Source organism: Alitabrizicola rongguiensis, assembly GCF_021491355.1.
Classification (GTDB): Bacteria; Pseudomonadota; Alphaproteobacteria; order Rhodobacterales; family Rhodobacteraceae; genus Aliitabrizicola; species Aliitabrizicola rongguiensis.
This window is the reverse complement of record NZ_JAKENF010000001.1, coordinates 593,116-619,642: the sequence shown is the minus strand read 5'-3', so window position 1 is coordinate 619,642 and position 26,527 is coordinate 593,116. Positions and strand designations below refer to the sequence as shown.

Genomic DNA, 26,527 nt, shown 5'->3' with positions numbered 1-26,527 from the left:
GATATGAGTGGGGTGGCCCACAGACTGACGGAACCGCGACATGAGTGCCTCCGCCCCGACCAGCCGCCGCCTTTCGCCGCCCGACATCCTCGGCCGCAAGGGCGGGGATCCGATCGTCTGCCTGACCTCCTATACCACGCCGATGGCCCGGATTTCGGACCCGCATTGCGATGTGCTTCTGGTGGGCGACAGTCTCGGGATGGTGATCCACGGCCTGCCTTCCACCCTTGGCGTGACGCTCGAGATGATGATCCTTCACGGTCGTGCGGTGGTGCGCGGGTCGGAGAAATCGCTTGTCGTGATCGACATGCCCTTTGGCAGCTACGAGGAAAGCCCCGAGCAGGCCTTCCGCAACGCGGCCAAGGTCATGGTGGAAGCCGGCGCCGGTGCGGTGAAGTTGGAAGGCGGCCAGCACATGGCCGAGACGATAGCCTTCCTCGTGGCGCGCGGCATTCCGGTGATGGCGCATGTCGGGCTTACGCCGCAGGCAGTAAACGTCTTTGGCGGGTACAAGGTCCAGGGCCGCGCCGAGGATGCCGCCCGCGTCCGCTCCGATGCCGAGGCGGTTACTCGTGCCGGGGCTTTCTCGGTGGTCCTGGAAAAAGTGCCGCATAGCCTTGCCAGCCGGATCACGTCGGAAATCGCGATCCCGACGATCGGCATCGGTGCGTCGCCGGACTGCGACGGGCAGGTTCTGGTAGTCGATGACATGCTTGGCCTCTTTACCGACTTCCGCCCGAAATTTGTGAAGCGGTATGCCGAACTTGGGCGCACAGCAGGTGAAGCGGTTGCCGCCTATGCCGCTGATGTCCGCGCCCGCCGCTTCCCCGGCAACGAGCATGTCTTTTCCGACGAGGCGCCGGAGCCGAAGAAATGAGGCCGGTCATCGTTCGGACGGTGGCCGAGTTGCGCGCGATGGTGCGCGGCTGGAAGGCCGAGGGCGCCGCTGTCGGTGTCGTCCCCACAATGGGCGCGCTGCACGACGGCCACCTGAGCCTCGTGCGCGCGGCGCAACGGGACTGCAAACGGGTAATCGTCACGATTTTCGTCAACCCCAAGCAGTTCAACAGCGCCGACGACCTCGCAAAGTATCCCCGGACAGAGGCCGCCGATGCCGCGCTGCTTGCGCCGCTTGGCGTGGACGCGATCTTTGCGCCGATGCCGGACGAGGTCTATCCCGAAGGCTTTGCCACCAATGTCTCGGTCGGGGGCATCAGCACCCGTCTGGAAGGGCTGCACAGGCCCGGCCATTTCGATGGTGTGGCCACGGTGGTCACCAAGCTCTTCGGCATGACTCTCGCCGACCGCGCCTATTTCGGCGAGAAGGACTGGCAGCAGCTGCAGGTCGTCCGTCGCCTGGTTGCGGACCTGAATTTGCCCGTTGAGATCGTTGGCTGCCCGACGATCCGTGAGCCTGACAATCTCGCCCGCTCGTCCCGCAACGTGCGGCTCTCGCCCGAGGCCAGAACAATCGCTTCGGCGCTCCCGCGCGAGATGGCGAAGGCGGCAGGTGCGATGCGGGCGGGCGGGCCGGTACATCCCACACTTGACGCCGCGAAGGCGGCGCTGCTGGCGGCGGGCTTCGACGAGGTGGAGTATATCGACCTCTGCGATGCCGAGACGCTGCTTTGGATCGACGAGCTGGACGGACCGGGGCGGCTTCTGGCCGCCGCCTGGGTCGGCGGTGTGCGCCTGATCGACAATATCGCGGTTTAAAGGCCCGAATTTTCTGCGAAAATTCGCAATGGAAAGGGGGTTTTCCGCCCCTTCTGGCCCGTGTCGGGCCATTCACCCCCGAGGATACCTGCCCAAAAGAAGAAAGGATCAGGGTGCGAGCAGGTCGTCGAGGACCAGAGCCATGACCCGGGCCGAGTCGAGCATGTCCTGAACCCCAACCCATTCGTCGGGCTGATGGGCCAGATGCAGCAGGCCCGGTCCGTAGGCGATGCAGTTGTGCAGGCGGCCGATGCGGTCGATGTGCTTCTGGTCGTAGGTGCCGGGCGAGACGACATACTCGGCCTCGCGCGCCAGCACCCTCTCGATGGCCGCGGCGGTGGAGCGGACGACCGGCGCGTCCCGGTCGGCCATGACCGGAAGGACCTCGAACAGGTCGCGGATCTCGTACTGGAAGCTCGGGCGTTCGGCCTTGACCCGCTCGAGCAGGGCGGTGAGCTCGCCCTTCACCTGCGCCAGGTCCTCTTCGATCAGGAAGCGACGGTCGAGGATGATGCGGCAGCGGTCGGCGACGCAGGGTGCCGGAAGGCCGGTGTAACCGGGCTCCGGCTCGGGCTCGCCGCCGTGGATCGAGTTGATGTTGAGCGTCGAGGCGCGGGCACCTTCCGGCACCACAGGCATCGCCGTGTGGCGGGTGGCGAGCAGGGGATAAAGCTGTGTCTCGATCTGGTGCAGCACCGCGCCCATGTGGCGGATGGCACTGTCGCCCAGGAAGGGCATCGAGCCGTGGGCGATGCGGCCCTTGGTCTCGACCTCGGCCCACCAGACGCCGCGATGGCCAAGGCAGATGCGGTCCTTGTGCAGCGGCTCGGGGATGATGACGTGCTGCACCACATCGGGCGAGAAGCGGCCCTGCTGGGCGAGGTAGGCCACGCCGCCATAGCCGCCCGATTCCTCATCGGCCGTAGCGCTTATCTCGATTGCGCCGCGGAAGTCGGGTCGGGCGGCGATGAAGGCTTCGGCGGCGATGACCGAGGCGGCGAGGCCCCCCTTCATGTCGCAGGCGCCGCGGCCGTAGATGCGGTCTCCGTCCAGCTCCCCGCCGAAAGGGTCGCGGGTCCAGCCATGGCCGACCTCGACCACGTCATGGTGGCTGTTGAAATGCACGCAGTCGCCGGGCGCCGACCCTTCGAGCCGCGCGACGAGATTCCAGCGCGGATGGGCGTCGCTGTCGCCGGGTGCACCTTCCGCGCGGATGAACTCGACCTGAAAACCGTGCATCATCAGCCGCGCCGCGAGATATTCGCAGATCTGGCGATAGTTCTGCCCCGGCGGGTTCAGCGTCGGGATGCGGATCAAGTCCTGCGTCAGCCGGATCAGATCCTCGCGCCGCTGGTCGATCTCGGTAAGGAGCGTGTCGGTCATGGCGCAAAGCTTGCCCTGCGACCGGGCTCCCGGCAACCGCTTTCCGGGGTGACGCTGCCGCCGCGATTTGCGAGAGTGCGGACCTGATGCTTCGGGGGCGCGGATGATCGGTTTGCTCAGGCTCGTGGTCTTCGGCTTTGTCGGGCTGTCGATCGTCTATCTGCTGGTCTCGGTCTATTCGCGGTCGGTGGAGCGCGAGCGGCTCGAGAAGGAATGGGATGCGGGCGGTGTGGATCAGGACCGCGACGCCTATATCCATGAGGGGTTGAAGCGGTATCAGCACGGGCTAAGGCGCAAGCTGATCGCGCTCGTCTATGTTATCCCGGCGGTGGTGATCGCGATCATCGTCTATGTCGTGAACCATCAGTGAAGGAGAGCAGGGAATGTGGAGCGCGTTGAAGTGGACGGTGGGGATCACCCTTCTGGTGATCGTCGCGCTGTTCCTGCACTACACCCTGCCGCAGCGCGATGTGGTGCGGATCACCAATACCTACAACCGGCTGACCACGGTCGGCGAGAATTCGATCTTCTATGCCACGCCCGATGTGGGAACGGCGGAATCGTCCACGACACGCGATATCCGTTTCATCGAGGCGGTGCGGCCGAACGGTAAGGTGATCGTCTATCGCAACGAGGACACTGGCTGGATCTGGCCGCCCTTTTTCAAATACGACAGCTCGAACCTTCAGGCGAAGGCGTCGGACATGAAGTCGTCCGGCGAGGCGCCAAAATGGGTGGCGATCACCAAATATGGCTGGCGCATCGCCTGGCTGTCGATCTATCCGAACGCGATCAGCCTGCGCCCGGTGGACGGGCCGAACGTCACCTTCTTCCCCTGGCTCAACATCACGATCATCGTGGTCCTGGTGCTGCTGGTGCTGATCATCCGGCGGATGTGGCTGCAGTTCTGGGAACGGATGGTCGACCCGGCAGTCAAGTCGGTGGGACATACCCTGGACGATCTCGACGCAAGCGCCGATGCCGCGCGGCTTCGCGCGCGGACACGTTGGGGCCGCTTCCGGGCGTGGTTCGGCAGCCTGTTCCGGCGGTAACTGGAATCGCGGCCGGTCGTCCCGGCCGCATCGTCTCTCTCAGCTGCGCAGCGTCCCGCCCGAGGCCTTGGTCACCTTCTCGACGATCCTGGCGCTCACCGCCTCGATCTCGGCTTCGGTCAGGGTCTTTTCGACGGGCTGCAGTCGGACCGTCAGGGCCACGGACTTCTTGCCCGCTCCCATCTGCGCCTCGGCCTTGTCGCCGGTGAACTGGTCGAAGACCCGGACGCTTTCGATCAGGGCCTTGTCGGCACCCTGTGCGGCATTGACCAGTGTAAGCGCCTCGACCTTGGCATCGACGACGAAGGCGAAGTCACGATCGACCGCCTGAAGGTCAGACAGCTTCAGCGCCGGGCGGGTGGGCGTCTTGACCTTGGGCAGCGGCACATTGGCGATGCGGATGGTGAAAGCCACCGCTGGCCCCTTCACGTCGAGCGCGCGCAAGACGGATGGGTGCACCTCGCCGAAGGTCGCAAGCGCGTTTGGCCCGAGTGCCACTACCCCCGAGCGGCCGGGATGCCACCACCCCTCGGCCTTGCGCGTGATCTGCACGCGGGCGGGCGCACCGAGCGTGGCGAGCACGGCTTCGGCATCGGCCTTGGCATCGAACAGGTCGACCGGACGGCGCGAACCGAAGGGATCGCGGGCGGCGGCGGCGCCGACGAGGAGGCCGGTCGCGTGGACAGCCTGTTCGCCCGGCTCGCCACCGGCAAAGACCGGGCCGACCTCGAACAGGGCAAGGTCCATGAAACCGCGCGCCTGATTGCGGGCGGCGGCTTGCAGAAGGCCGGGCAGGAGGTCGGGGCGGAGATGCGTCATTTCGGACGAGATCGGGTTGTCGATGCGCACGGCCTCGGCACCGCCGCCGAAGAGCGCAGCCGCCTTGGCGTCGATGAAGCTGTAGGTCACGCATTCGTTGTAGCCGAGGCCGGCCAGCATCCGCCGGGCCGCCCGTTCACGCTCCTGCTGCGGGGTCAGGATCGGGCGCAGGACGCCCGAGACGGGGCGCGACAGCGGCTTGCCCTGAAGCTTCGTCAGCGAGGCGATGCGGGCCACTTCCTCGACCAGATCGGCCTCGCCCTGGATGTCGGGGCGCCAGGTCGGCGGATGAGCCATGTCGCCCTTGAGCGTGAAGCCAAGCGCGGTCAGGGTCGCGCGTTGCTCTGCCTCGGGGATGTCCATGCCGACGAGGCTGACGACGCGGGCCGGGTCGAGGCGATAGGCGCGGTCGGTCTCGGGCACGGCGCCATCGACGACCAGTTCCGACGCCTCCCCGCCGCAGAGGTCGAGCACCATCTGCGTGGCAAGGTCGAGGCCGGGCAGGGTGAAGGCCGGGTCCACGCCGCGCTCGAAGCGGTAGCGGGCATCCGAGTTGATCTTCAGCGCGCGACCGGTGGCGGCGATGGTGATCGGATCCCAGTAGGCGCTCTCCAGGAACACGTCGGTCGTCGCCTCGGTGCAGCCCGACAGCTCGCCCCCCATGATCCCGGCAAGGGACTCCGGCTGGGCATCGTCGGAAATCAGCATCATCCCCGGCTTCAGCGTGTAGGTCTTGCCGTCGAGCGCGAGCAGTTCCTCGCCGCCCTTGGCCGGGTGGATGCGAAGCGAACCCTTGACCTTGGCCGCGTCAAAGACGTGCAGCGGGCGGTTCAGCGCGAAGGTGAAGTAGTTTGTGATGTCGACCAGCGTCGAGATCGGGCGCAAACCAATGGCCTTGAGCTGCGCCTGCATCCAGTCTGGCGAGGGGCCGTTCTTCACGCCGCGGATCAGGCGGCCGGCGAACAGCGGACAGCCCTTGGTCTTCAGCGCATGGTCGATGGTCACGCCGATCGGGCTCTTGAAGCTGCCCTTGATCGCCGGGATCTCCAGCGGCTTCAGCTTGCCGAGGCCCCGTGCCGCCAGATCGCGGGCGATGCCGCGCACGCCGAGCGCGTCCGGGCGGTTCGGGGTGATCTTCACATGGATCATCGGGTCGTTGAGGCCTCGGTAATCAATGAAGCGCATGCCGAGCGGGGCGTCGGCCGGAAGTTCGATGATGCCGTTGTGGTCGTCCGACAGCATCAACTCGCGCTCCGAGCAGAGCATGCCGTTGGACTCGACACCGCGGATGACGCCGGGCTTCAGGTCCACGCCGGTGCCTGGCACATGGGTGCCGGGCGGGGCGAAGACGCCGACCAGGCCGGTGCGGGCGTTTGGCGCGCCGCAGACCACCTGCACCTCTTCCACGCGGCCACCGGGGCCGTCGGGAAGCGTCTCGACCCGGCAGACGCGCAGGCGGTCGGCATTGGGATGCTGGACTGCCTCGATCACCCGAGCGATGCGGAAGGCGCCGAGCGAGGCGACCGGATCCGCGACTTCCTCGACTTCAAGGCCGAGGTCGGTCAGCGCATCGAGGATCGCATCGAGCGGGGCCTCGGTTTCGAGATGATCCTTGAGCCAGGACAGGGTGAACTTCATGGCGATTTCCCAGGGCGTGCTGTGGCGGGGCAAGCCCGCATGATCCCCTGCGGATTAGCCGATGGAGGGCGAAAGGGAAAGCCCGGCCCTGCTGGAAATCCCGCAGCGGTTTCCACAGGGGAAACGCGATGTTGCCACGGTTCTGCCGCATTTTGCGAGACGGGCGCGGGGGAGTCGCGCTATCAAGGGATCACGGAAATCGCTTCCCTCATCGCTGATTTGAGAAAGGTCTTTCAGTCTGGCAGCAGTGCACCATGCGGGGGCTGACGGTGCTGAAGACAGTCGTTTAACGAGTAACAACGCCAGAGTTTTAGGTTATCGGGCGGGGCCTTCGGGCCCCGCCTTTTTCATTGGCACGTCAGCGGCTTAGACCGCCCGCCAGATCCGGCATGTCGAGCGCGGCAAAGCCGTAATGGCGCAGCCAGCGCAGGTCGGACTCGAAGAAGGCGCGCAGGTCGGGGATGCCGTATTTCAGCATGGCGATCCGGTCGATGCCCATCCCGAAGGCGAAGCCCTGCCACTGGGTCGGGTCCACGCCCGCCGCCGCAAGCACCTTCGGGTGCACCATGCCGGAGCCAAGGATCTCCATCCACTTGTCGCCCTCGCCGATCTTCAGCTGGCCGCCTTCCCACGAGCAGCGGATGTCGACCTCAGCCGAGGGCTCGGTGAAGGGGAAGTGGCTGGCGCGGAAGCGAAGCTCGACCGAGGGCACCTTGAAGAAGGCGCGGCAGAATTCCTCGAGCGTCCATTTCAGGTTGGCCATGCTGATATCGCGGTCGATGGCGAGACCTTCGACCTGGTGGAACATCGGCGTATGGGTCTGGTCCATGTCCATCCGGTAGACCCGGCCAGGTGCGATGACGCGGATCGGCGCGCCCTGCGCGGCCATCGCGCGGATCTGCACCGGCGAGGTGTGGGTGCGCAGGACGTGGGGCGGGCGGTTGTCGCCTTCGGCCCGCGCCATGAAGAAGGTGTCATGCTCCTGCCGGGCGGGATGCTCGGGCGGAATGTTCAGAGCGTCGAAGTTGTACCAGTCGCTTTCGACCTGCGGGCCTTCGGCGACCGCAAAGCCCATGTCGGCGAAGATCGCCGTCAGCTCGTCCATCACCTGACTGACCGGGTGGATGGTGCCCATGCGCCGCGGGCGACCGGGGAGAGTGACGTCCAGCCATTCCGCCTGCAGCCGCTCGTTCAGAGCGGCATCGGCAAGTGCTGCCTTCTTGGCGCGGAGGGCCGCGTCGATCTCGTCCTTCAGGATGTTGAGCTGGGCGCCGGCGGCCTTGCGCGCCTCGGGGTCCATCTTGCCGAGCCCGGCCATCAGCGCGCTGATCTCGCCCTTCTTGCCAAGCGCGGCAAGGCGCACCTCTTCCAGGGCAGCCTCGTCCGAGGCGGCGGAAACGGCCGCGATGAAGCGCGCCTTGAGCGTGTCGAGCCCGTCCATGTCAGTCTCCGGTTGGCTGGCGAGACGGTGCTAGCGATGGGTCGGCGCGAATGCAAGGCCGGGAGCGGTGTGCGACCTATTTCAAGATGCTGGACAGGTCGTTGCTGCGCCACGGCTCTGGCATCTCGGCCTGCGGGCAGAAGGACGACATCGCCGGCGGTTCATCCTCGAAGGAGAGGCCGTATGCCTTCTCGCTCGGGATTTCGAGCTTGATCGACAGGGTCTCGGCCGGGAAATCCGCAGTCGCCTCGCATGCCATGGTCACCGCGTACTGCGTTGGGCCGGTCTGGTCGATGCTCTGCACGGCGCAGGCCTGCTGCGGCCAGTTGAAGGTCTGGCCGCCGACAAGTGTGAGCGTGGCGTTGGAGGCTTCGGCACAGGAGGTGCCCTGGGTGACGTAGAACCCCGCCGAGAGCGGCAGCTTGTCCAGCGGGGCCGCCTGCGCGGCGAATGGCGTTAGCAAAAGACAGGTCAGGGTCAAGAGCTTCATCGGAACCTCCGGCTTAAGTCCATAGCCTGAACTGCTGCTGCTTTCGCGTCGAGCCCTGATGATCCGCCACAATGAAAAACCCCGCCCGGCTGTCGCCGTGGCGGGGTTCGATCGGTCGCAGCCGGACCTGAGATCAGGCGGCAATCGCCTTCTTCGCCTGGGCCGCGATCGCGTTGAACGCTTCGGGCTCGTGCACGGCGAGATCGGCCAGAACCTTGCGGTCCACCTCGATGCCGGCCTTGTTCAGACCGTCGATCAGGCGCGAATAGGTCATCTCGGCGTCGAACAGACGGACGGCCGCGTTGATGCGCTGGATCCACAGGGCGCGGAAGTTGCGCTTGCGGGTCTTGCGGTCGCGGGTCGCGTACTGGTTCGCCTTGTCGACGGCCTGGGTCGCGGTGCGGAAGTTGGTCGAGCGGGCGGCATAATAGCCCGACGCGGCCTTGATCACCTTGCGGTGACGGGCGTGGGTCACCTTGCCGGATTTGACGCGGGACATGGGTCTCTCTCCTTACCGGTCGTAGGGCATGTATTTCTTGACGATCTTCGCGTCGCTGTCCGACAGGATCATGGTCCCCGTCGCTTCGCGGACGAATTTCGCCGTGCGCTTGATCATGCCATGGCGCTTGCCGGCAGGACCGGCCTTCACGCGGCCGGAGGCCGTGAAGCGGAAACGCTTCTTCGCGGCCGATTTGGTCTTCATCTTGGGCATTTCCATCTCCTCTTTCGAGCGGTTAACGCACGACTCGGCATGCCACATTGGCCGGCCGCGCGGGTATCGAGGGGCGGCGTATAGAAGCCGCCCGCCCGGGATGCAAGGGAAAAGACGAAAGCCTCAGGCGCCCATCTTGGAAAACACGCGCTCGAAGACCGAAGGAATCTCGGCAAACGAGTATCCCGAGGGCCTTTCGTGCAGGGCATAGGTGACAAGCATTCCACCGGCCAGCAACATCGCGATCGGAATGCGCGGCACGCGTCCCTCAGTATAGGCCGTCAGAAGCGCGGGCAACGTCACGGCAACCAAGACCGTGCCGGCCACGAACATCACGTCGGTATCCATAGGCTCCACCTACAAGACCAGAGCCCCCAATCACTAGAATACCGCGGAACGAGCCTTCAGATCAACTGACTGTCGCAAAATGCAACTGCTGCGGGCGCCACCTTCAGGGGTACCCGCAGCGGTGGCGCGCCTATTCCGGATCGGCTTTGTAGATCAGCCGTTCGTCGCAGGGGGCGATGCGCAGGATGTTCGTCGTGCCCTGCACGTTGAACGGCACGCCGGCGGTCAGCACGATGTGGTCCTTCTCGGTGGCAAAGCCGTAATTCAGCGCTGCTCGAACCGCGGCGATGACCGCGCCCTTGAAGCGTTCCTGTTCGCCGGTCACGACGCAGGTCGTGCCCCAGGTCAGGCACATGCGGCGGGCCGTACTCACCAGTGGAGTCAAACCGAGGATCGGAACGCGCGGACGTTCGCGCGCCACAAGCGCCACGGTGTTGCCGGTCTGCGAGAAGCAGCAGATCGCCTTGATCTCGGTCGTCTCGGCGATCTCTCGCGCGGCCGAAACTATGCCGTCCGCCATGGTGTTGCGCACGGCCGAACGGCTGGCCTCGATCACGTCGCGATAGGTCGGGTCGCTTTCGACCGAAAGCGCGACATTGTTCATCGTCGTCACCGCCTCGACCGGATACTGGCCTGCTGCGGATTCGGCTGAAAGCATCACCGCATCGGCGCCCTCGTAGATCGCGGTCGCGACGTCGGACACCTCGGCCCGGGTTGGCACCGGGGACTCGATCATCGATTCGAGCATCTGGGTCGCAACGATCACCGGTTTGGCCGCCGCGCGCGCGCCACGGACAAGCCGCTTTTGGATCGGCGGCACCGCCTGCACGGGCAATTCAACGCCAAGGTCGCCGCGCGCCACCATGATACCGTCGGATACGGCAAGAATATCCGCATAGGCCTTGACCGCCGCCGGTTTCTCGATCTTCGACAGGATGGCGGCCCGACCGCGGGCCAGTTCGCGCGCTTCGATCACGTCCTCGGGGCGCTGCACGAAAGACAGCGCCAGCCAGTCCACACCAAGCTCACAGGCGAATTCGAGATCCTTTCGGTCCTTCGCCGAAAGCGCCGCCACAGGTAGCACCACATCGGGTACGTTCACGCCTTTGCGGTTCGAAATCGTTCCGCCGACCGTAACTGTGCAGTTCGCAAAATCGGGGCCGCATTCATCGACCTTCAGGCGGATCTTGCCGTCATTGACCAGAAGCGACGCTCCAGGCTCCAGCGCGGCAAAGATCTCAGGGTGCGGCAGTTGTACGCGAGTGACGTCGCCGGGCGCATCGGTCAGGTCCATGCGGAACTTCGCGCCTTCGACAAGCTCTTCGGATCCGTTGGCAAAGACGCCGACGCGCAGCTTCGGACCCTGCAGGTCGGCCAGAATCGCAATCGGACGGCCGGTATCGGCCTCGATCTTGCGGATGATGGTGTGGCGGCCGCGGATATCGTCATGCGTGCCGTGGCTCATGTTCAGGCGGAACACATCGGCTCCTGCCTCGAACAAAGCCCGGATGGTGGTTTCGTCACTGGAAGCCGGCCCGAGCGTGGCCACGATCTTCACGTTGCGAAGGCGTCTCATTGTGCCTCGATCCTTTTTCGCGTTCATCTGTCGTGGTGGGCCACCGGCCTTATCGCCCAATTCACCGGGTCGAGCAACTGGCGGATTCCCCCAATACCGGCTAATCGCCGAACGAGACGAACACATGTCGGGAGTGGCGCGTGGATGCCTATCGGATCATCGGAGAAGAGCGGAACTCGCGCTGGCTGATAACCTGCGACCACGCCACCAACCGGGTTCCCGAAGCGATCGGCGGCGGATCGCTTGGCATCGCTCAAGAGGACATGTCGCGCCATATCGCCTATGATCCGGGTGCGGCCGGTGTCGCCGTCGCCTTGGGCGAGGTACTCGAAGCGCCTGTGATCCTCAGCAATTTCTCCCGGCTGGTGATCGATCCGAACCGGGGCGAAGACGATCCAACGCTGGTGATGAAGCTCTATGACGGCACGATCATCCCGGCCAACCGGTGGGCCGATGCCGCCGAAATCGAGCGGCGCCTCGATCTGCTCTATCGCCCTTATCATGCGGCCTACGAGCGGCTGGCGGCGCGCCGGCCCGACACTGCGATTGTCGCAATCCATTCCTTCACGCCGAGCCTGCGCGGGCGCCCGCCGCGGCCCTGGCATGTGGGCATCCTGCATTCCTTCCTTGATGGCCGGCTCTCGCAGGCGCTACTCGCCCGGTTGAGAGCCGAGCCGGATCTCTGCGTCGGCGACAACGAGCCTTATGACGGTCATCTGCCCGGCGATGCGATCGACCGGCACGCGCTGCAGTCTGGCCGGCACAACACGCTCATCGAGTTGCGCAACGACCTCATCGCGACTGAAGCAGAGCAGGCCAACTGGGCGGCACGGCTTGCTCCCATCCTCGCGGAGGCGCTGGCGGCCGTATAGGCGGCCAGTCCGGTTTCTGGACTAGATTTGCTCCTGCCGGTGGATACGCTTCTCTCGCAGGTCTCCAACTCGCCGGCAACGACACGGAATTCCGCAACGGATGTGAGGTCAGCATGCGGCAGGTCATGGAAGCCGACTATGTCGAGATCGGAGCGGGCGCCTTGGCCTGCCATTCCGTCTGGTCCGGTTTGCGGGTAGAAGAGGCCGAGAAACGAGGTTCCCATGCCTGACATCGATCCCGCAACGCGCACCGAACTCGAGGCCGCCACCTTTCGCGCCCTTGTCCATCACCTGATGGAAAAACGCCCCGACGCCCAGAACATCGACCTGATGAACCTGGCCGGCTTCTGTCGCAACTGCCTGAGCCGCTGGTACCAGGAAGCGGCCGAGGCAAAGGGCGTCAGTCTTTCCAAGGACGCCGCACGTGAGATCGTCTATGGCATGCCCTATGCCGATTGGGTGGCCAAACACCAGACCGAGGCGAGCGTCGAGAAGAAGGCGGCCTTCGAGGTGGCATTCCGCGAGAATGTCGGCGAGAAGCGCTGAGGGTCAGCCCCAGACCGCGCGCATCAGCGCCGCCAGCGCGACCGCCAGCAGTGCGGCCGCCACGTCATTGCCGATCAGCAGCGTCAGCCCGACAGCGGCAGCCAGAGCGGCGGCCTCGATCATCCCGCCGTTGACAATGGCGAGAGCGGCGATTGCCGCCATGACCGAGATCGGCGTGGCGCGCAGCGCCGCCTCCAGCCGGGGCGACGAGGGCAGGTAGCGCATGGTGACGTAGCCGGCGATCCGGCAGAACAGCGCCGCAGCCGCCATGACCAGAAGCAGGACGGGGAATGGATAGGTCATAATGTCCCACCGTACGGTGGTCGCCATCCCGCCGCAGCCGCTGCCCCTCCTGCCAGCCCGGCGGCTATGATCGCCCAACCCGTTCCGGCGAATTCGAACACCAGTACGGCCACGACCGCGCCGATGGCCGCAGGCAAGAGCTGGACGCGGCTGCGGATCATCGCGGTCATCATCGCCGCAGCGAAGGCCGGTAGCATCAGGTCGGCAGCCAGCGTATGCGGATCAGGCAGCACATGCCCGGCCAATGCGCCAAGCGCCGTTCCCGCCATCCAGCCCGCGAACATCGGCAGGCCCGTCCCGGCGAGATAGGCCCGGTCCGCTTCGCCCTGCTCGATCCGGCGCATGACAAGGATCCAGTTCGCATCGCCAAGAAGCAGCAGGCTTGCAAAAGCCAGCGGCGGCGAAGCCTGATGCAGCCAGGGCTGGAGGGCTGCGCCGAACATGACGTAGCGCGCGTTCATCAAAAGGATCGTCGCGGCGAGGGTCGCCAGGGTGAATTGCCCGGTCTGTATCAGGTTCAGGGCAGCGAGCTGCGCCGAGCCGGAGTAGACCGCCGCGCTGGTGGCCAGCGCCTGCGTCAGCGCGAGATGGGCCTGGGCGGCCACCAGCCCGAAGGCCAGACCGTAGACGAAGATGCCGAGGCCAAGAGGTAGCGCATCCCGCGCCCCGCGCCGCAGGCCGTCGGCGGTCAAGGGCGCGTGCATGGGGTCAGATCGCGGCCTTGCGCATTTCGTCGAGGTAGATCTCGCGCAGGCGGGTGGCAACGGGGCCGGGCTTGCCCGAGCCAAGCGTTGCGCCGTCAATCTCCACCACCGGCATGACAAAGGCCGAGGCCGAGGTGAAGAATGCTTCATCGGCCTTCTTCGCCTCATCGATGGTGAAGGGTCGTTCCTCGACTTCCATCTGCGCCTCGGCAGCGCAGCGCAGCACGGCGGCGCGGGTGATCCCGTGAAGGATATCGTTCGACAGGGGCCGGGTGATGATGCGGTTGCCCTTGACGATATAGGTGTTGTTCGAGGTGCCCTCGGTGACGAAGCCGTCCTCGACCAGCCAGGCATCGTCGACGCCGGCCTTCTTGGCCATCATCTTGCCCATCGACGGGTAGAGAAGTTGCACCGTCTTGATGTCGCGCCGACCCCACCGGATGTCGGGGATCGAGATCACCTTCTGGCCGACCTTCGCCACCGGGCTGTCTGCCAGTCCCGGCTTCGACTGGGTAAAGAGGACCAGGGTCGAGGGAGTCGTTGCCGGATCAGGGAAGGCGAAGTCGCGGTCGCCAGGCGCGCCTCGGGTGACCTGCAGATAGATCATGCCGTCCACCAGATCGTTCCGGCGGATCAATTCGCGGTGGATCGCCAGCAGTTCCTCGTCCGAAACGGCGGGAGCCATGTCGAGTTCCTTCAGCGACCGGGCCAACCGGGCGCAATGTCCGGTGAAGTCGATCAGCTTGCCGCCGAGCACGCTGGTGACCTCGTAAACGCCATCGGCCATCAGGAAGCCGCGGTCGAAGATCGAGACCTTGGCCTCGGTTTCCGGCAGGTAGTCGCCGTTGACATAGACAATGCGGGTCATGCTCATCCCCAGAGTTCGGGTTCAGGTGGGTGGACGCCGGCGGCGTCGTATTTCAACGGATGCGGGCGGTCTTCCGCCAGAAGCAGGGGCCCGTCAAGGTCGGTGAACATCGCGCCCTGCGCCAGCAGGACCGCCGGCGCCATGGCCAGACTTGATCCAACCATGCAGCCGACCATCAGGCCGTAGCCCTCGGCCAAGGCCTGCTGCTTCAGCGCCAGTCCCTCGGTCAGCCCGCCGGTCTTGTCGAGCTTGAGGTTCACGACGTCGTACTTGCCTTTCAGCTTCGGCAGGCTCGCCCGATCGTGGCAGCTTTCGTCGGCGCAGACGGGCAGGGGGCGTGCGATCTCGGCCAGCATGTCGTCCTTGCCTGCGGGAAGCGGTTGCTCGACCAGCTTGACCCCCATGCGGACCAGATGCGGGGCAAGGTCGGAGTAAACTTCGGCGGTCCAGCCCTCGTTCGCATCCACGACGATCGGCGTTGAAGGTGCTCCGGCGCGCACCGCCTCTAGGCGCGGCATGTCGTCGGGCGTGCCGAGCTTGATCTTCAGGAGAGGACGGTGCGCGTTGGCTGCCGCCGCCGCCTGCATGTTTTCGGGCGTGTCGAGCGACAGTGTGTAGGCGGTAATCTCGGGATGCGGTGCCGGAAGTCCGGCCAGTTGCCACACGCGCTTGCCCGACTGCTTTGCTTCGAGGTCCCACAAGGCGCAATCGACTGCATTCCGCGCGGCGCCGGCGGGGAGTGCCGATTGGAGGTCGGGGCGGGCAATGTCGGGCGGCAGGCCGGCAATCTGCGCGGTCACACTTTCCAGCGTCTCGCCGTAACGGGCATAGGGGACGCATTCGCCCCATCCAGTCAGGCCAGCCCGGGTGATCCTGACCGTGAGGACTTTGGCTTCGGTCCGGCTTCCGCGGCTAATCGTAAACACTTGGGCCAACCGGAAGACATCGTTTCCAATTTCGATCATGGACGCCCCTCGACCGCCTCAATTCGGGCAAGACGCCCTGCAATACCCGCACAGAAACCAAGTTTTGGCCGGAATTCCAGCGCAAAAAGACAGTGCGGGTTCAAGGACCCGAGGAGGGGAGTTGCCCTGGGCAGAATGCCCGAGGAGAGGCAAAAGCGATGCTGAACGGTGTATTCCGGCGGTTCAAGGCTGATGAAAGTGGCGCGGTTACCACCGATTGGGTGGTGATCACCGCAGCCGTTGTCGGACTGGGCCTCGTTGTTGCGACAAGCATTGGCGGCAGCACGACCGAAGCGGCTGCCGGGGTTGCCACATCGGTCGACTCGACCGTGGCGACCGCCCTTGGCCATGAGCAGACGACCGAAGAGTTCCTGGCCTCGTACAATCCCGTTTCCTCGCGGCATCGTGGGGGATCCGGGCCGGACAGCTGGGTGCGCGGGTCTTATGAGTACACCAGCAGGATGTCTGACTCCCAACTCGCCGCGAGCTATGCCCGCAACTACTCGAAAGCAATGACCGGCACCAACGCAGTTGCTGCAGATCGGCTAGCGGTGCGCGAACGGGTGATGAAGGAGCGTGGCATGTCAGTTCCTTCCGGCAACAAGAGCGCCGCCGAAGTTCGCAAGCTTTACGCCTGAAGCGGCTCAGGCGAGGGCGACCAGCGCATCCACCAGCTTGCCCGCCCCAAAGCGGAACGGGTCCGTCGCCGGCAGACCTGTTCGTTTCTCGACATCGGCCAGATAGGTCTTCGCGTCCGCCTCGGTCATGTGCTGGGTGTTGATCGAGACTGCGACGGCTTGGCATGCGGGGTTCGCAACGCGCGCAAGCGTCAGGGCCATGTCGCGGACCTGCTCGATGGTCGGCAGCTTGTAGTCCGGCAGGCCGCGCATATGCGACCGGGTCGGCTCGTGACAGATGATAAGGGCGTCGGGCTGTCCTCCATGCACAAGCGCCAGCGTCACGCCTGAATAGGACACGTGGAACAGCGAACCCTGGCCCTCGATCAGATCCCAGTGGTCGTCGTCATTGTCGGGCGTGAGGTATTCGATCGAACCCGCCATGAAATCGGCGATGACTGCATCCAGCGGCACACCGTCTCCGGTGATGAGGATTCCGGTTTGCCCGGTGGCGCGGAAAGTGGATTTCAGTCCAAGCGCCCGCATCTCCTTGTCGACGCAGAGCGCAGTGTACATCTTGCCGATCGAGCAGTCCGTGCCGACGGCCAGCATCCGCTTGCCGCGCCGCTTTTTGCCGTTGGCGATCGGGTAGTCGACCGAGGGCACCCGCACGTCGTGCAGCGTCCGCCCGGTCGCGCGGGCGACCGCTGCCAGATCCTCTACGTCGCGCAAGAGGTTGTGCAGGCCCGAGGCGAGGTCGAAGCCCTCTTCCAAGGCTGCGACCAGCACCTTCTTCCACGCCTGGCTGATGACGCCGCCGCGGTTGGCCACGCCGATCACCAGCGTCTTGACCCCCTTCGCCTTGGCTTCGGCCAGCGTCAGGTCCGGCAGGCCGAGATCAGCCTTGCATCCCTCCATCCGGAACTGGCCGATCGCGTATTCCGGCCGCCAGTCCTTGATCCCCTGTGCCACCTTGGCCGCAAGCTGGTCTGGCGCATCGCCGAGGAACAGAAGGTAAGGTGTCTGGATCATGGATGTCTCCGTAGCCATGCGCCGGCCGCCCCGGCGCGTCTGCCGATACCTTCCCCATCCCGGCGGCCTGCGCAAGGTGCCCCGTCTGGCGGCCTTGACCGGCCCGCGTGTCAATGCCGCAGGTGCCGGTTTCTTCCGCAGTTACTATTGCTGCGATGCCGCGTTTTCTGCTGCGGCCGCAAAACGATGCTTGATCGGCGCCGAGCAATATTATATCGCCGTTCGAGCACCAAGCGACAGATCGTTACCCGAAGGCCTGACCATGAGCTTCCGCCTGCAACCTGCTCCCCCTGCCCGCCCCAACCGTTGCCAGCTTTTCGGACCGGGGTCCCGGCCGGCGCTTTTCGAGAAGATGGCGGCCAGTGCGGCCGACGTCATCAACCTGGATCTCGAGGATTCCGTCGCACCGACCGACAAGCCGCAGGCGCGCGCCAACATTGTCGAGGCGATCAACAGCATCGACTGGGGCAACAAGACGCTTTCGGTTCGCATCAACGGGCTCGATACGCCGTTCTGGTACCGTGATGTGGTCGATCTCCTGGAGCAATCGGGCGACCGGCTGGACCAGATCATGATCCCGAAGGTTGGCTGCGCGGCAGACGTCTATGCCGTGGATGCGCTTGTGACCGCCATCGAGCGGGCCAAGGGCAGGGCCAGGCCGATCAGCTTCGAAGTGATCATCGAATCGGCTGCCGGAATCGCCCATGTCGAGGAAATCGCCGCCTCGTCGCCCCGTCTTCAGGCGATGAGCCTTGGCGCAGCCGACTTCGCGGCGAGCATGGGAATGCAGACCACCGGCATCGGTGGAACACAGGAAAACTACTACATGCTGCGCGACGGCGCGAAATACTGGTCGGACCCATGGCACTGGGCGCAGGCGGCCATCGTCGCGGCCTGCCGGACGCATGGAATTCTTCCCGTGGATGGCCCCTTCGGCGATTTCAGCGACGATGACGGGTTCCGCGCGCAGGCCCGCCGGTCGGCGACGCTTGGCATGGTTGGCAAATGGGCGATCCATCCCAAGCAGGTGGCCCTTGCCAACGAGGTCTTCACGCCCTCCGACTCCGCAGTAGCCGAGGCGCGCGAAATTCTTGCCGCGATGGAAGCCGCCAAGGCGCGCGGCGAGGGGGCGACGGTCTACAAGGGCCGACTCGTGGACATCGCCTCGATCAAGCAGGCCGAAGTGATCGTGAAGCAGGCCGAGCTGATCGCGGGAAATTGAAGAATCCGTTGACATGATGCCCACAAAACGGGCAATCATGCCGCCACGCCGTCAGACCAAGGTCGTGACGCGACGTAATACCCGGGCTGTGGCAGGAGGGGAGGCCTGACGCAGCATCAAGGGGAGGACGCACGCCCCGTGGCCCGGCCACGGGGCGCTGCCGTTTTCAGATCCGCTCGATCGCGACTGCGATGCCTTGGCCGCCGCCGATGCACATTGTCGCCAACGCGCGCTTTCCGCCAATCCGCTCAAGCTCATAGAGCGCCTTGGTGAAGATGATCGCGCCTGATCCGCCGATCGGATGGCCGAGTGCGATCGCGCCGCCGTTCGGGTTCACCTTTGCCGGATCGAGGCCAAGCCCTTCGCTCACGGCCAGTGCCTGCGCCGCGAAAGCCTCGTTCGATTCGATCACGTCGAAATCGCTGACCTTGAGCCCGGTCTTGGCAAGTAGCGCCTGCACCGCGGGAATCGGACCGAGCCCCATGACCCGCGGCGCGACGCCGCCGATGCCCCAGCCGATCAGCCGGGCCCGGGGCTTCAGCCCGGACACCGCGTCTTCGCGGGCTAGCACGATGGCACCCGCTCCGTCGTTCAGGCCGCTCGCATTGCCCGCCGTCACAGTGCCGCCCTTCTGGAAGGCCGGGCGCAGGGCAGCCAGGGCGTCTAGCGTGGTGGATTTCGGATGCTCGTCGGTGTCGAATACGACCGTGCCCTTGCGTGAGGCGATCTCGACCGGGGCGATCTGATCCTTGAACCGCCCCTCGGCGATGGCCTTGGCGGCGCGCTGTTGGCTTTCCAGCGCGAAGGCATCCTGCGCCTCGCGGCTGATCCCATGGGCTTCGGCGACGTTCTCGGCCGTCACGCCCATATGGCCGGTGCCAAAGGGGCAGGTCAGCGCTCCCGTCATCATGTCGACGGCTGTCGTGTCGCCCATCTTAACGCCCCACCGGGCGGCGGGCAGGGTGTAGGGCGAGCGGCTCATCGATTCCGCTCCGCCGGCAAGGGCGACCGAGGCGTCGCCCAGCATGAGGGCCTGTGCCGCCGAAACGACCGCCTGCAGGCCCGAGCCGCACAGACGGTTCACGTTCATCGCCGGCGTCCCCTCCGGCACACCGGCCTGCAGAGCGGCGACGCGGCTGAGATACATGTCCCGCGGTTCGGTGTTGATGACATGCCCGAACACGACCTGGCCTATCTGGTCCGGCGCCACACCGGCCCGTTCGATCGCAGCCTTGGCCGCGACGGTCGCGAGTTCGATCGGGGTCACCCCCGCGAGCGAACCGCCGAAGGTTCCGATGGCAGTGCGGGCTGCAGAAAGTACCACGATTCCGGTCATGACAGTCTCCTCAAGGTCTCACCACGTCATGCGTCCACGTTCCGCCCTCCGCGAGAGTGACGTGGCGTCGAAGAGGGAATTGCCGGACCGGACCCCATCCTGTTGGGCCGGTCCACGCCGCAACCCCGTTTGCGTAGACACGATCCGACGAATTTGTTGGCCGCACAACGCGGCATGATGGCAGTCTCCGATTTGTCTCGAGGCTGTCGGCCATGTGGTCAGCGACGCCGTATTGCCCTGAGGGGTTCGCGCGTCTAAGGCTCCGCAGGCGGGCGGGGCCGCGACGAGGCAGCGACCTACCGAGTTTACGACAGTTCACGGAGCAGAAGCATGACTGTGCTGATCGGTGTGATGGCCGGCGTCTTTGCGCTGTGGCTGGTGCTTCTCTTGCGTGCGGGCGTGCGGCTGTTGCTGCGAGCCCAGGTCACGCGCGGCGACGTGCGGTTGCTTGTTGTCCTGACAGTGCTGATGGTAGCCCTTTGCGGGGGCTACTGGATTGTTCTCAGCCGCCTCGTTTGAGCGGCGGCAACAGGCGGCGCGTGCCGTCCTCGAGCAGATAGGCATCGCGACCTTCGAGGACGATCGTGGTCAATGCTCCGCCATAGGCCGCGCTGCTGTCGATGTTGATCCGGTTGCCATAGTTCGTCGCCGAATGGATGGCGGTATGGCCATGCACAACAATAAAGCCGTGATCGCGCGGGTCCTCGAGGAAATCACGACGGATCCAGACAAGATCATCCTCGCTCTGCTTCTCCATCGGGATACCGGGCCGAATTCCTGCATGGACAAAGACGACGTCGCCCCGGCGAAACCAGGTCGGTCGTATCTCAAGGAAGGTGCGGTGTGTGGACGGCACATTCGCCACCGCGTCTGCATGGACCTGCGCCACAGGACGGTCGGCGGCACTGCGCACACCATAACTCGCCAGCGTCTCGGCTCCGCCGATGCGCGGATGCAAGTAGGACAGGTCGGCACGCAGCCCCGGGTCCTGATAGTTCATGTCGCGCAGAAAACTCGCGAACATCCGGTCGTGGTTGCCCTTCAGCACGATCCAGGGCTTGCGGGCGGCGACGCCAGCGCGAAGGAACTCCACCACCGCACGGCTTTCTGGACCTCGGTCCACCAGATCCCCGACATGGACAACCGGCGCGGCAAAGTCGCCGTGCTTGGCTCGGTCGCGGGCGATCTTGGCATGGGCATCCTCAAGGAGATCGATGTGTCCGTGAATGTCGCCGATCGCATAGGTTCGCATTCCAACTCCGCAGTCCTGCCGGCTCCCGCCTTCGCGGGGAGCCTAAACGCAGCCGCGATCGGGTTACAGGGGGCATGCGCCGCGCTAGCACATGAACTTCCTCCCTCCGAGTGCCAGGTTTGACCTGCCTTTCCCGTCACGTTACCGATAACACTTGGATCCGGTTCGGCGCGGAGGCGAAGGTGACGAAGCAGGCAGTGGCAGAGATCGGCCTGGTGGGCCTGGGCACGATGGGCGCGGCTCTGTCGCTCAACATCGCCGAAAAGGGATTCCCCATCGCGGTCTGGAACCGCACGACATCGGTGACCCGGGAATTCGTGGCATTGGCGGGTGATCTGGCCGGACGGATCGTGCCGGCGGAAACGCTCGAAGCCCTGGTGGCGGCGATCCGTCCGCCAAGGGCGATCATCCTGATGGTGCCGGCCGGACCAGCGGTTGACCAGCAGATCGCGGCGTTGCGCCCGCTTCTGGGAAAGGACGATCTCATCATCGACGCCGGCAATGCCGAATTCCATGATACCGAACGCCGCGCAAAGGATGCCGAGGTGCAGGGCGTTCCGTTCATCGGCATGGGCGTCTCCGGCGGCGAGGAAGGCGCGCGGCATGGTCCGGCGATCATGGGCGGGGGGCCGAAGGTGGCCTGGGAACGGGTCGCGCCGATCCTGACGGCGATTTCGGCCAAGTTCGAAGGCACGCCCTGTGCGACCTGGATGGGGCCGGGCGGAGCGGGCCATTTCGTCAAGATGGTCCATAACGGCATCGAATATGCCGACATGCAAATGATCGCCGAGCTTTATGGTGTGATGCGCGACGGAATGGGCCTGTCTGCGGACCAGATCGCCCCGATCTTCGAATGCTGGAATGCCGGTCCGCTGAAATCCTACCTGATCGAGATTTCGGGGGCTGTCGCTCATGCGAAGGACCCCGAAACCGGCAAGCCGATGCTCGATATCATTCTCGATGCCGCTGGTCAGAAGGGCACCGGGCGCTGGACTGCCATCGAAGCGCAGCACCTCGCAACGCCCGTTCCGGTGATCGAGGCGGCGGTGGCAGCGCGAAACGTCTCGGCGCGGCTCGCGGCGCGCAAGGCGGGCGAGGCTGCGTTCGGGCCGGCCCCGCAGCCCCTTCCGGCAGGCGCACTTTCGGATGACGATCTCGAAAAGGCGCTGATCGCCGGCAAGATCCTCTGCTACGCGCAGGGGTTCGAGATGCTGGCGACCGCATCGACGTCGTTCGGCTGGGGCGTGCCACTGCCCGAGGTGGCCAAGGTCTGGAGGGCTGGCTGCATCATCCGCTCCGCGATGCTCAACGACATGTCGCAGGCATTGGAGCAGGACCCGGCCCGCAACCTGATCCTTGCACCCGTCTTTGCCGAGCATCTCTCGCGCTGCCACACCGCCCTGCGCAAGGTCGTCGCGACCGCCTCGCTCCATGGTTTGCCGGTGCCAGCCCTTGCTGCGGGGTTGACATGGTTCGACATGATGCGGACGGCACGGGGCACCGCCAACCTGATCCAGGCGCAGCGCGACTACTTCGGTGCACATGGCTTCGACCGGCTGGACGGGTTGGACATCCATCACGGGCCCTGGGCTGGTCACCAGTGAGACGAAAGCAAGAACCGTTTCCGGTCAGCGTCTTGGAAAAGGTCTGCACCTGGCACCAAGCGACCCGCCTCCATCGACGGAAGGCGGGCCGATGAAGGTCGGAAGGGCTGGCCCCCTTTCCGACCTGTTCGGGTTTGGCCTGTCCGTCAGGCCACGTCGAATTCGAGCGGCTTGACCTGCTGGAACATGCCGGTCGATTCGAGGGTCTTCACCACGTCGGGGTTGATCGCCTGGTCGAGGTAGAGGATCGCGATTGCATCTTGCCCCACGCCCGACCGGCCAAGGGTGAAGTTCGCGATGTTCACCCCGTTCTTGCCCATGGTCATGCCGAGAAGGCCGATGATGCCCGGCACGTCCTCGTTGGTGGTGTAGAGCATGTGGCGCCCGACCTCGGCATCGATGTTGATGCCCTTGATCTGGATGAAGCGCGGCTTGCCGTCCGAGAAGACCGTGCCCGCCACCGACCGCTCGCGCTTGTCGGTGACCATCGTGACCTTGATGTAGGCGTCGAAGGCGCCGGTCTTGTCCTGCCGGGTGGTCGAGATCTGGATGCCACGTTCCTTCGCCACGACTGGCGCCGAGACGAGGTTCACCGCCGGGTTCTGCGCCTTGAGCACGCCCGCGATCACCGACTGGTTCAAGGCAGCGAGGTTCATCGAGGCGACCTTGCCGTCATAGAGGATGTTGATCGCCTTGATCGGCTCGTCGGTCATCTGGCCGATGAAGGCGCCCAGGTGATCGGCCAGCTTGATCCACGGACCCATGACGGCCGCTTCCTCGGCCGTCACGTTCGGCATGTTCAGCGCGTTCTGCACCGCGCCGGTCAGCAGATAATCCGACATCTGCTCAGCCACCTGCAGCGCCACGTTCTCCTGCGCCTCGGTGGTCGAGGCGCCGAGATGCGGCGTGCAGACCACGTTCGGCATGTTGAAGAGCGGGTTCTCGGTTGCCGGCTCCACCTCGAACACATCCAGCGCGGCCCCTGCCACATGGCCGGAATTCAGCGCATCAACCAGCGCCGCCTCATCGATCAGGCCGCCACGGGCGCAGTTGATGATCCGCACGCCCTTCTTGGTCTTGGCAAGGTTCTCGCGGCTCAGGATGTTGCGGGTCTTGTCGGTCAACGGCACATGGAGCGTAATGAAGTCGGCCCGCGCCAACAGATCGTCAAGCTCGACCTTCTGCACGCCAAGCTGCTTCGCCCGTTCTTCCGACAGGAAGGGGTCATAGGCCACGACCTTCATCTTCAGCCCGACCGCCCGGTCGCAGACGATGCCGCCGATATTGCCTGCGCCGATCACGCCGAGCGTCTTGTTGAACAGCTCCACGCCCATGAAGCGGGACTTCTCCCACTTGCCGGCATGGGTCGAGGCATTGGCCTCGGGGATCTGGCGGGCGACGGCGAACATCATGGCGATGGCATGCTCAGCCGTGGTGATCGAGTTGCCGAAGGGCGTGTTCATCACGATCACGCCCTTCTTCGACGCGGCCGGGATGTCGACATTGTCCACGCCGATGCCGGCGCGACCCACGACCTTCAGGTTGGTCGCGCTCTCCAAAAGCTTCTCGGTCACCTTCGTGGCCGAACGGATGGCGAGGCCGTCGTACTGGCCGATGATCTCGGCGAGCTTTTCCTTGTCCTTGCCGAGCTTCGGCATGTAGTCGACCTCGACTCCACGGTCGCGGAAGATCTGGACGGCAGTTTCGGACAGTTCGTCAGAGACGAGTACCTTGGGGGCCATGATGGGCTCCATGAATGGGGATTGGTCGGGGAAGGCGGGGTGAACCCCGCCCTGCGGTAGGGCGGGGTTCACCCCGCCCGGCATCTCACGCCGCCTTGGCAGTCTCGGCGATCTCGGTGTGGAAGGCCCAGTCGATCCACGGCAGCAGCGCCGCGACATCGGCCTGTTCGACCGTCGAGCCGCACCAGATCCGCAGGCCCGGAGGCGCGTCACGGTAGGAGCCGAGGTCGAAGCCCGCGCCTGCTTTCTCGATCCGCTTGGCCACCGCCTTGGCAAAGGCCGCGCCGTCGGTGATGCGGGCATCGGTGAACTTGAGGCAGACCGAGGTGGTCGAAGCCGTTTCCGGGTCCGCCGCCAGATTGGCGATCCAGGGCCGGGTGGCCACGAATTCGTCGATGGTTGCCGCGTTGCGGTTCGCCCGGTCGATGAGGCCCTTGAGCCCGCCGACCGACTTCGCCCATTTCAGCGCGACGAGGTAATCCTCGACGGCGAGCATCGAGGGGGTGTTGATCGTCTCGCCTTCGAAGATGCCCTCGATCAGCTTGCCCTTGGCGGTCAGGCGGAAGATCTTCGGCAGCGGCCAGGCGGGGGTGTAGCTTTCCAGCCGTTCCACGGCGCGGGGGCTGAGGATCAACATCCCATGTGCGCCCTCGCCGCCCAGCACCTTCTGCCAGGAGAAGGTCACGACATCGAGCTTGTTCCAGGGCAGGTCCATCGCGAAGGCGGCCGACGTCGCGTCGCAGATCGTCAGGCCCTTGCGGTCAAGAGGGATCGCATCGCCCGAGGGCACGCGAACGCCCGAGGTGGTGCCGTTCCAGGTGAAGACCACGTCGCGGTCGAAATCGACGGTCCTGAAATCGACGATCTCGCCATAGGGGGCCTTCTTGACCACGGCGTCGAGTTTCAGCTGCTTGACCACATCCGTCACCCAGCCTTCGCCGAAGCTTTCCCAGGCCAGCATCTCGACCGGACGTGCGCCCAGAAGCGACCACATCGCCATCTCGACAGCGCCCGTGTCCGAGGCGGGAACGATGCCGATGCGATAGTCGGCAGGCACGCCGAGGATTTCGCGGGTCAGGTCGATCGCCTCTTTCAGCTTCGCCTTGCCGATGGCGGCACGGTGCGAGCGGCCGAGCGGAGCATCGGCGAGAAGCGAGAGATCGAATGCGGGGATTTTGGCGCAGGGGCCAGAGGAGAAGCGCGGGTTTGCCGGCCGCGTCGCCGGGGTCTGCAGGTCAGACATGGTATCCTTCCAGATATGTGCCCCCCGTTGGGGAGGGGTGTCCCGCCGCCGGAAATACGGGGGCCACGGCACTGGCACAAGCCGGAAAATCGTCGTAATGCGCCGCTTGTCGCGGAAAAAGCGACACCGCTCTCCACTATCGGAAACTTCACCCCATGCATGTCGCCGTCCTTCTGACCTCGCCCGACCGACCCGCCCTCGACCGTGTGACCGTCGAGAGCCTTCGCAACGCCTGGGGCGGGGGAGATGCGGTCTGGCTGATGCCGGGGGTGGCGGCCGAGTTTCCGCTCGCGGACGAACCGGCGAATCTCTGGCAGGTCTGGGCCGATCTGCAGGGCCTGGGCGTGGACCTGGCGCTGGTGCCGGCAGAGGGGCGGCGGAAGCGGCTGCTGCTGGCCGACATGGATTCGACAATGATCCAGCAGGAATGCATCGACGAGCTCGCCGCCGAGGCGGGCGTGGGCGAACGGGTCGCGGCGATCACCAAGCGGGCAATGAATGGCGAACTCGACTTCGAGGGCGCGCTGCGCGAACGGGTGGGTCTGCTGAAGGGCTTGCCCGAAGCGGTGATCGGCAAGGTTCTGGCGACCCGCATCACCGACATGCCGGGCGGGCGCACGCTGGTGGCGACGATGAAGGCCAACGGCGCGCGGGCGGCGCTGGTCTCGGGCGGCTTCACCGCCTTTACCGGGCCGGTCGCGGCGCGACTGGGATTTGACGAGAACCGGGCGAACAGGCTTCTGGCCGCAGATGGCGTGCTAACCGGCCACGTGGCCGAGCCGATCCTTGGCAAGGCGGCCAAGGTGCAGGCGCTGGAGGAAATCGCCTCACGGCTGGCTATCGGCGAGGACGAGGTGATCGCGGTCGGCGACGGCGCGAATGACCTTGGCATGTTGTCCAGGGCCGGGATGGGGGTCGCGCTGCACGCAAAGCCGGTCGTGGCCGAGCAATGCAGCCTGCGCATCAACCATGGTGACCTGACGGCGCTTCTGTTTCTGCAGGGCTACGCGGCGGACGAATTTTCCTGACCGCGTGGGATGGGCAAC

28 protein-coding genes are annotated in these 26,527 nt (G+C 65.3%); 11 read left to right on the top strand and 17 right to left on the bottom strand.

All coding sequences use genetic code 11. From position 1 onward, the window contains the following. Window positions 1-40 precede the first annotated feature (40 nt). Window positions 41-877, top strand: coding sequence for a 3-methyl-2-oxobutanoate hydroxymethyltransferase (gene panB, locus L0V05_RS03105; RefSeq protein ID WP_234868396.1), 837 nt, complete (start codon window positions 41-43; stop codon window positions 875-877). Next, window positions 874-1,716: a pantoate--beta-alanine ligase gene (panC, locus tag L0V05_RS03100; RefSeq protein ID WP_234868394.1), complete on the top strand. Its 843-nt coding sequence runs from the start codon at window positions 874-876 to the stop codon at window positions 1,714-1,716. The genes panB and panC overlap by 4 nt, the downstream gene beginning before the upstream one ends. A gap of 108 nt (window positions 1,717-1,824) precedes the next feature. Here panC and L0V05_RS03095 read toward each other — a convergent pair whose 3' ends face one another. Continuing rightward, on the bottom strand, window positions 1,825-3,099 hold the full coding sequence (locus L0V05_RS03095) for an acetylornithine deacetylase/succinyl-diaminopimelate desuccinylase family protein (RefSeq protein ID WP_234868392.1): 1,275 nt from the start codon (window positions 3,097-3,099) through the stop codon (window positions 1,825-1,827). 103 nt (window positions 3,100-3,202) lie between these two features. Here L0V05_RS03095 and L0V05_RS03090 point away from each other — a divergent pair, with 103 nt between their 5' ends. Next, window positions 3,203-3,469, top strand: coding sequence for a hypothetical protein (locus L0V05_RS03090; RefSeq protein WP_234868389.1), 267 nt, complete (start codon window positions 3,203-3,205; stop codon window positions 3,467-3,469). A 13-nt stretch (window positions 3,470-3,482) separates the two neighbouring features. After that, complete coding sequence (locus L0V05_RS03085) at window positions 3,483-4,151, top strand: DUF1523 family protein (protein WP_234868387.1); 669 nt, start codon at window positions 3,483-3,485, stop codon at window positions 4,149-4,151. Window positions 4,152-4,190: 39 nt separating this feature from the next. Here the strand turns inward: L0V05_RS03085 and pheT are convergent, their stop codons facing one another. The 7 genes from pheT to pyk form a co-directional block, all read right to left on the bottom strand. Further along, window positions 4,191-6,608 carry a phenylalanine--tRNA ligase subunit beta gene (gene pheT, locus L0V05_RS03080; RefSeq protein WP_234868385.1) on the bottom strand — a complete coding sequence of 806 codons (2,418 nt, stop codon included), beginning with the start codon at window positions 6,606-6,608 and terminating at the stop codon, window positions 4,191-4,193. Window positions 6,609-6,966: 358 nt separating this feature from the next. Continuing rightward, window positions 6,967-8,049, bottom strand: a complete 1,083-nt coding sequence (pheS, locus tag L0V05_RS03075; protein ID WP_234868383.1) for a phenylalanine--tRNA ligase subunit alpha — start codon at window positions 8,047-8,049, stop codon at window positions 6,967-6,969. Window positions 8,050-8,125: 76 nt separating this feature from the next. After that, entirely contained in the window at window positions 8,126-8,539 is a 414-nt protein-coding gene (locus L0V05_RS03070; protein ID WP_234868381.1) for a hypothetical protein, read from the bottom strand. Between the two features lie 133 nt (window positions 8,540-8,672). Continuing rightward, window positions 8,673-9,038 carry a 50S ribosomal protein L20 gene (gene rplT / locus L0V05_RS03065; protein WP_234868379.1) on the bottom strand — a complete coding sequence of 122 codons (366 nt, stop codon included), beginning with the start codon at window positions 9,036-9,038 and terminating at the stop codon, window positions 8,673-8,675. Between the two features lie 12 nt (window positions 9,039-9,050). Continuing rightward, on the bottom strand, window positions 9,051-9,251 hold the full coding sequence (gene rpmI / locus L0V05_RS03060) for a 50S ribosomal protein L35 (protein WP_234868377.1): 201 nt from the start codon (window positions 9,249-9,251) through the stop codon (window positions 9,051-9,053). A gap of 123 nt (window positions 9,252-9,374) precedes the next feature. Then, the gene (locus L0V05_RS03055; protein ID WP_234868375.1) at window positions 9,375-9,599 is read right to left on the bottom strand and encodes a hypothetical protein; all 225 of its coding nucleotides are present in this window, start codon (window positions 9,597-9,599) and stop codon (window positions 9,375-9,377) included. A 130-nt stretch (window positions 9,600-9,729) separates the two neighbouring features. Next, window positions 9,730-11,175: a pyruvate kinase gene (gene pyk / locus L0V05_RS03050; RefSeq protein ID WP_234868373.1), complete on the bottom strand. Its 1,446-nt coding sequence runs from the start codon at window positions 11,173-11,175 to the stop codon at window positions 9,730-9,732. Window positions 11,176-11,315: 140 nt separating this feature from the next. On the opposite strand from pyk, the gene L0V05_RS03045 reads away from it, so the two are divergent. Both L0V05_RS03045 and L0V05_RS03040 read left to right on the top strand, forming a co-directional pair. Further along, a complete protein-coding gene (locus L0V05_RS03045; RefSeq protein WP_234868371.1) occupies window positions 11,316-12,047 on the top strand; it encodes an N-formylglutamate amidohydrolase in 732 nt (243 codons plus the stop codon). Window positions 12,048-12,269: 222 nt separating this feature from the next. Further along, window positions 12,270-12,593: a DUF1244 domain-containing protein gene (locus tag L0V05_RS03040; protein ID WP_234868369.1), complete on the top strand. Its 324-nt coding sequence runs from the start codon at window positions 12,270-12,272 to the stop codon at window positions 12,591-12,593. 3 nt (window positions 12,594-12,596) lie between these two features. Here L0V05_RS03040 and L0V05_RS03035 read toward each other — a convergent pair whose 3' ends face one another. From L0V05_RS03035 to dgcA, 4 genes are read right to left on the bottom strand one after another with little or no spacing between them, the layout of a single operon-like run. Continuing rightward, on the bottom strand, window positions 12,597-12,896 hold the full coding sequence (locus L0V05_RS03035; RefSeq protein WP_234868367.1) for an AzlD domain-containing protein: 300 nt from the start codon (window positions 12,894-12,896) through the stop codon (window positions 12,597-12,599). Then, entirely contained in the window at window positions 12,893-13,600 is a 708-nt protein-coding gene (locus L0V05_RS03030; RefSeq protein ID WP_234868365.1) for an AzlC family ABC transporter permease, read from the bottom strand. Before L0V05_RS03030 ends, L0V05_RS03035 begins: the two co-directional genes overlap by 4 nt. A gap of 4 nt (window positions 13,601-13,604) precedes the next feature. Continuing rightward, on the bottom strand, window positions 13,605-14,468 hold the full coding sequence (locus tag L0V05_RS03025; RefSeq protein WP_234868362.1) for a D-amino-acid transaminase: 864 nt from the start codon (window positions 14,466-14,468) through the stop codon (window positions 13,605-13,607). Between the two features lie 2 nt (window positions 14,469-14,470). Continuing rightward, entirely contained in the window at window positions 14,471-15,433 is a 963-nt protein-coding gene (gene dgcA / locus L0V05_RS03020; RefSeq protein WP_234868360.1) for an N-acetyl-D-Glu racemase DgcA, read from the bottom strand. A gap of 158 nt (window positions 15,434-15,591) precedes the next feature. Here dgcA and L0V05_RS03015 point away from each other — a divergent pair, with 158 nt between their 5' ends. Further along, the gene (locus L0V05_RS03015; protein WP_234868358.1) at window positions 15,592-16,071 is read left to right on the top strand and encodes a Flp family type IVb pilin; all 480 of its coding nucleotides are present in this window, start codon (window positions 15,592-15,594) and stop codon (window positions 16,069-16,071) included. Between the two features lie 6 nt (window positions 16,072-16,077). On the opposite strand, the gene dgcN is transcribed toward L0V05_RS03015, so the two are convergent. Then, window positions 16,078-17,082 carry an N-acetyltransferase DgcN gene (gene dgcN / locus L0V05_RS03010; RefSeq protein ID WP_234868355.1) on the bottom strand — a complete coding sequence of 335 codons (1,005 nt, stop codon included), beginning with the start codon at window positions 17,080-17,082 and terminating at the stop codon, window positions 16,078-16,080. A gap of 262 nt (window positions 17,083-17,344) precedes the next feature. Between dgcN and L0V05_RS03005 the strand changes: the two genes are divergently transcribed. Then, on the top strand, window positions 17,345-18,304 hold the full coding sequence (locus tag L0V05_RS03005) for an L-malyl-CoA/beta-methylmalyl-CoA lyase (RefSeq protein WP_234868353.1): 960 nt from the start codon (window positions 17,345-17,347) through the stop codon (window positions 18,302-18,304). Window positions 18,305-18,470: 166 nt separating this feature from the next. Here the strand turns inward: L0V05_RS03005 and L0V05_RS03000 are convergent, their stop codons facing one another. Then, window positions 18,471-19,640 carry an acetyl-CoA C-acyltransferase family protein gene (locus L0V05_RS03000; protein WP_234868351.1) on the bottom strand — a complete coding sequence of 390 codons (1,170 nt, stop codon included), beginning with the start codon at window positions 19,638-19,640 and terminating at the stop codon, window positions 18,471-18,473. A gap of 330 nt (window positions 19,641-19,970) precedes the next feature. Between L0V05_RS03000 and L0V05_RS02995 the strand changes: the two genes are divergently transcribed. Next, complete coding sequence (locus L0V05_RS02995; RefSeq protein WP_234868349.1) at window positions 19,971-20,159, top strand: hypothetical protein; 189 nt, start codon at window positions 19,971-19,973, stop codon at window positions 20,157-20,159. Here L0V05_RS02995 and L0V05_RS02990 read toward each other — a convergent pair. Continuing rightward, on the bottom strand, window positions 20,143-20,892 hold the full coding sequence (locus L0V05_RS02990; RefSeq protein ID WP_234868347.1) for a metallophosphoesterase: 750 nt from the start codon (window positions 20,890-20,892) through the stop codon (window positions 20,143-20,145). The genes L0V05_RS02995 and L0V05_RS02990 overlap by 17 nt on opposite strands. Window positions 20,893-21,074: 182 nt before the next feature. On the opposite strand from L0V05_RS02990, the gene gnd reads away from it, so the two are divergent. Continuing rightward, on the top strand, window positions 21,075-22,496 hold the full coding sequence (gene gnd / locus L0V05_RS02985) for an NADP-dependent phosphogluconate dehydrogenase (protein WP_319937703.1): 1,422 nt from the start codon (window positions 21,075-21,077) through the stop codon (window positions 22,494-22,496). Between the two features lie 146 nt (window positions 22,497-22,642). Here the strand turns inward: gnd and serA are convergent, their stop codons facing one another. Together serA and L0V05_RS02975 are read right to left on the bottom strand one after the other, a co-directional pair. Beyond that, a complete protein-coding gene (serA, locus tag L0V05_RS02980) occupies window positions 22,643-24,238 on the bottom strand; it encodes a phosphoglycerate dehydrogenase (protein WP_234868345.1) in 1,596 nt (531 codons plus the stop codon). An 85-nt stretch (window positions 24,239-24,323) separates the two neighbouring features. Continuing rightward, window positions 24,324-25,481 carry a phosphoserine transaminase gene (locus tag L0V05_RS02975; RefSeq protein WP_234868343.1) on the bottom strand — a complete coding sequence of 386 codons (1,158 nt, stop codon included), beginning with the start codon at window positions 25,479-25,481 and terminating at the stop codon, window positions 24,324-24,326. Window positions 25,482-25,636: 155 nt separating this feature from the next. Between L0V05_RS02975 and serB the strand changes: the two genes are divergently transcribed. Further along, window positions 25,637-26,509 (top strand): phosphoserine phosphatase SerB, encoded by an 873-nt coding sequence (gene serB, locus L0V05_RS02970; RefSeq protein WP_234868341.1) that lies wholly within the window; start codon window positions 25,637-25,639, stop codon window positions 26,507-26,509. Window positions 26,510-26,527 lie beyond the last annotated feature (18 nt).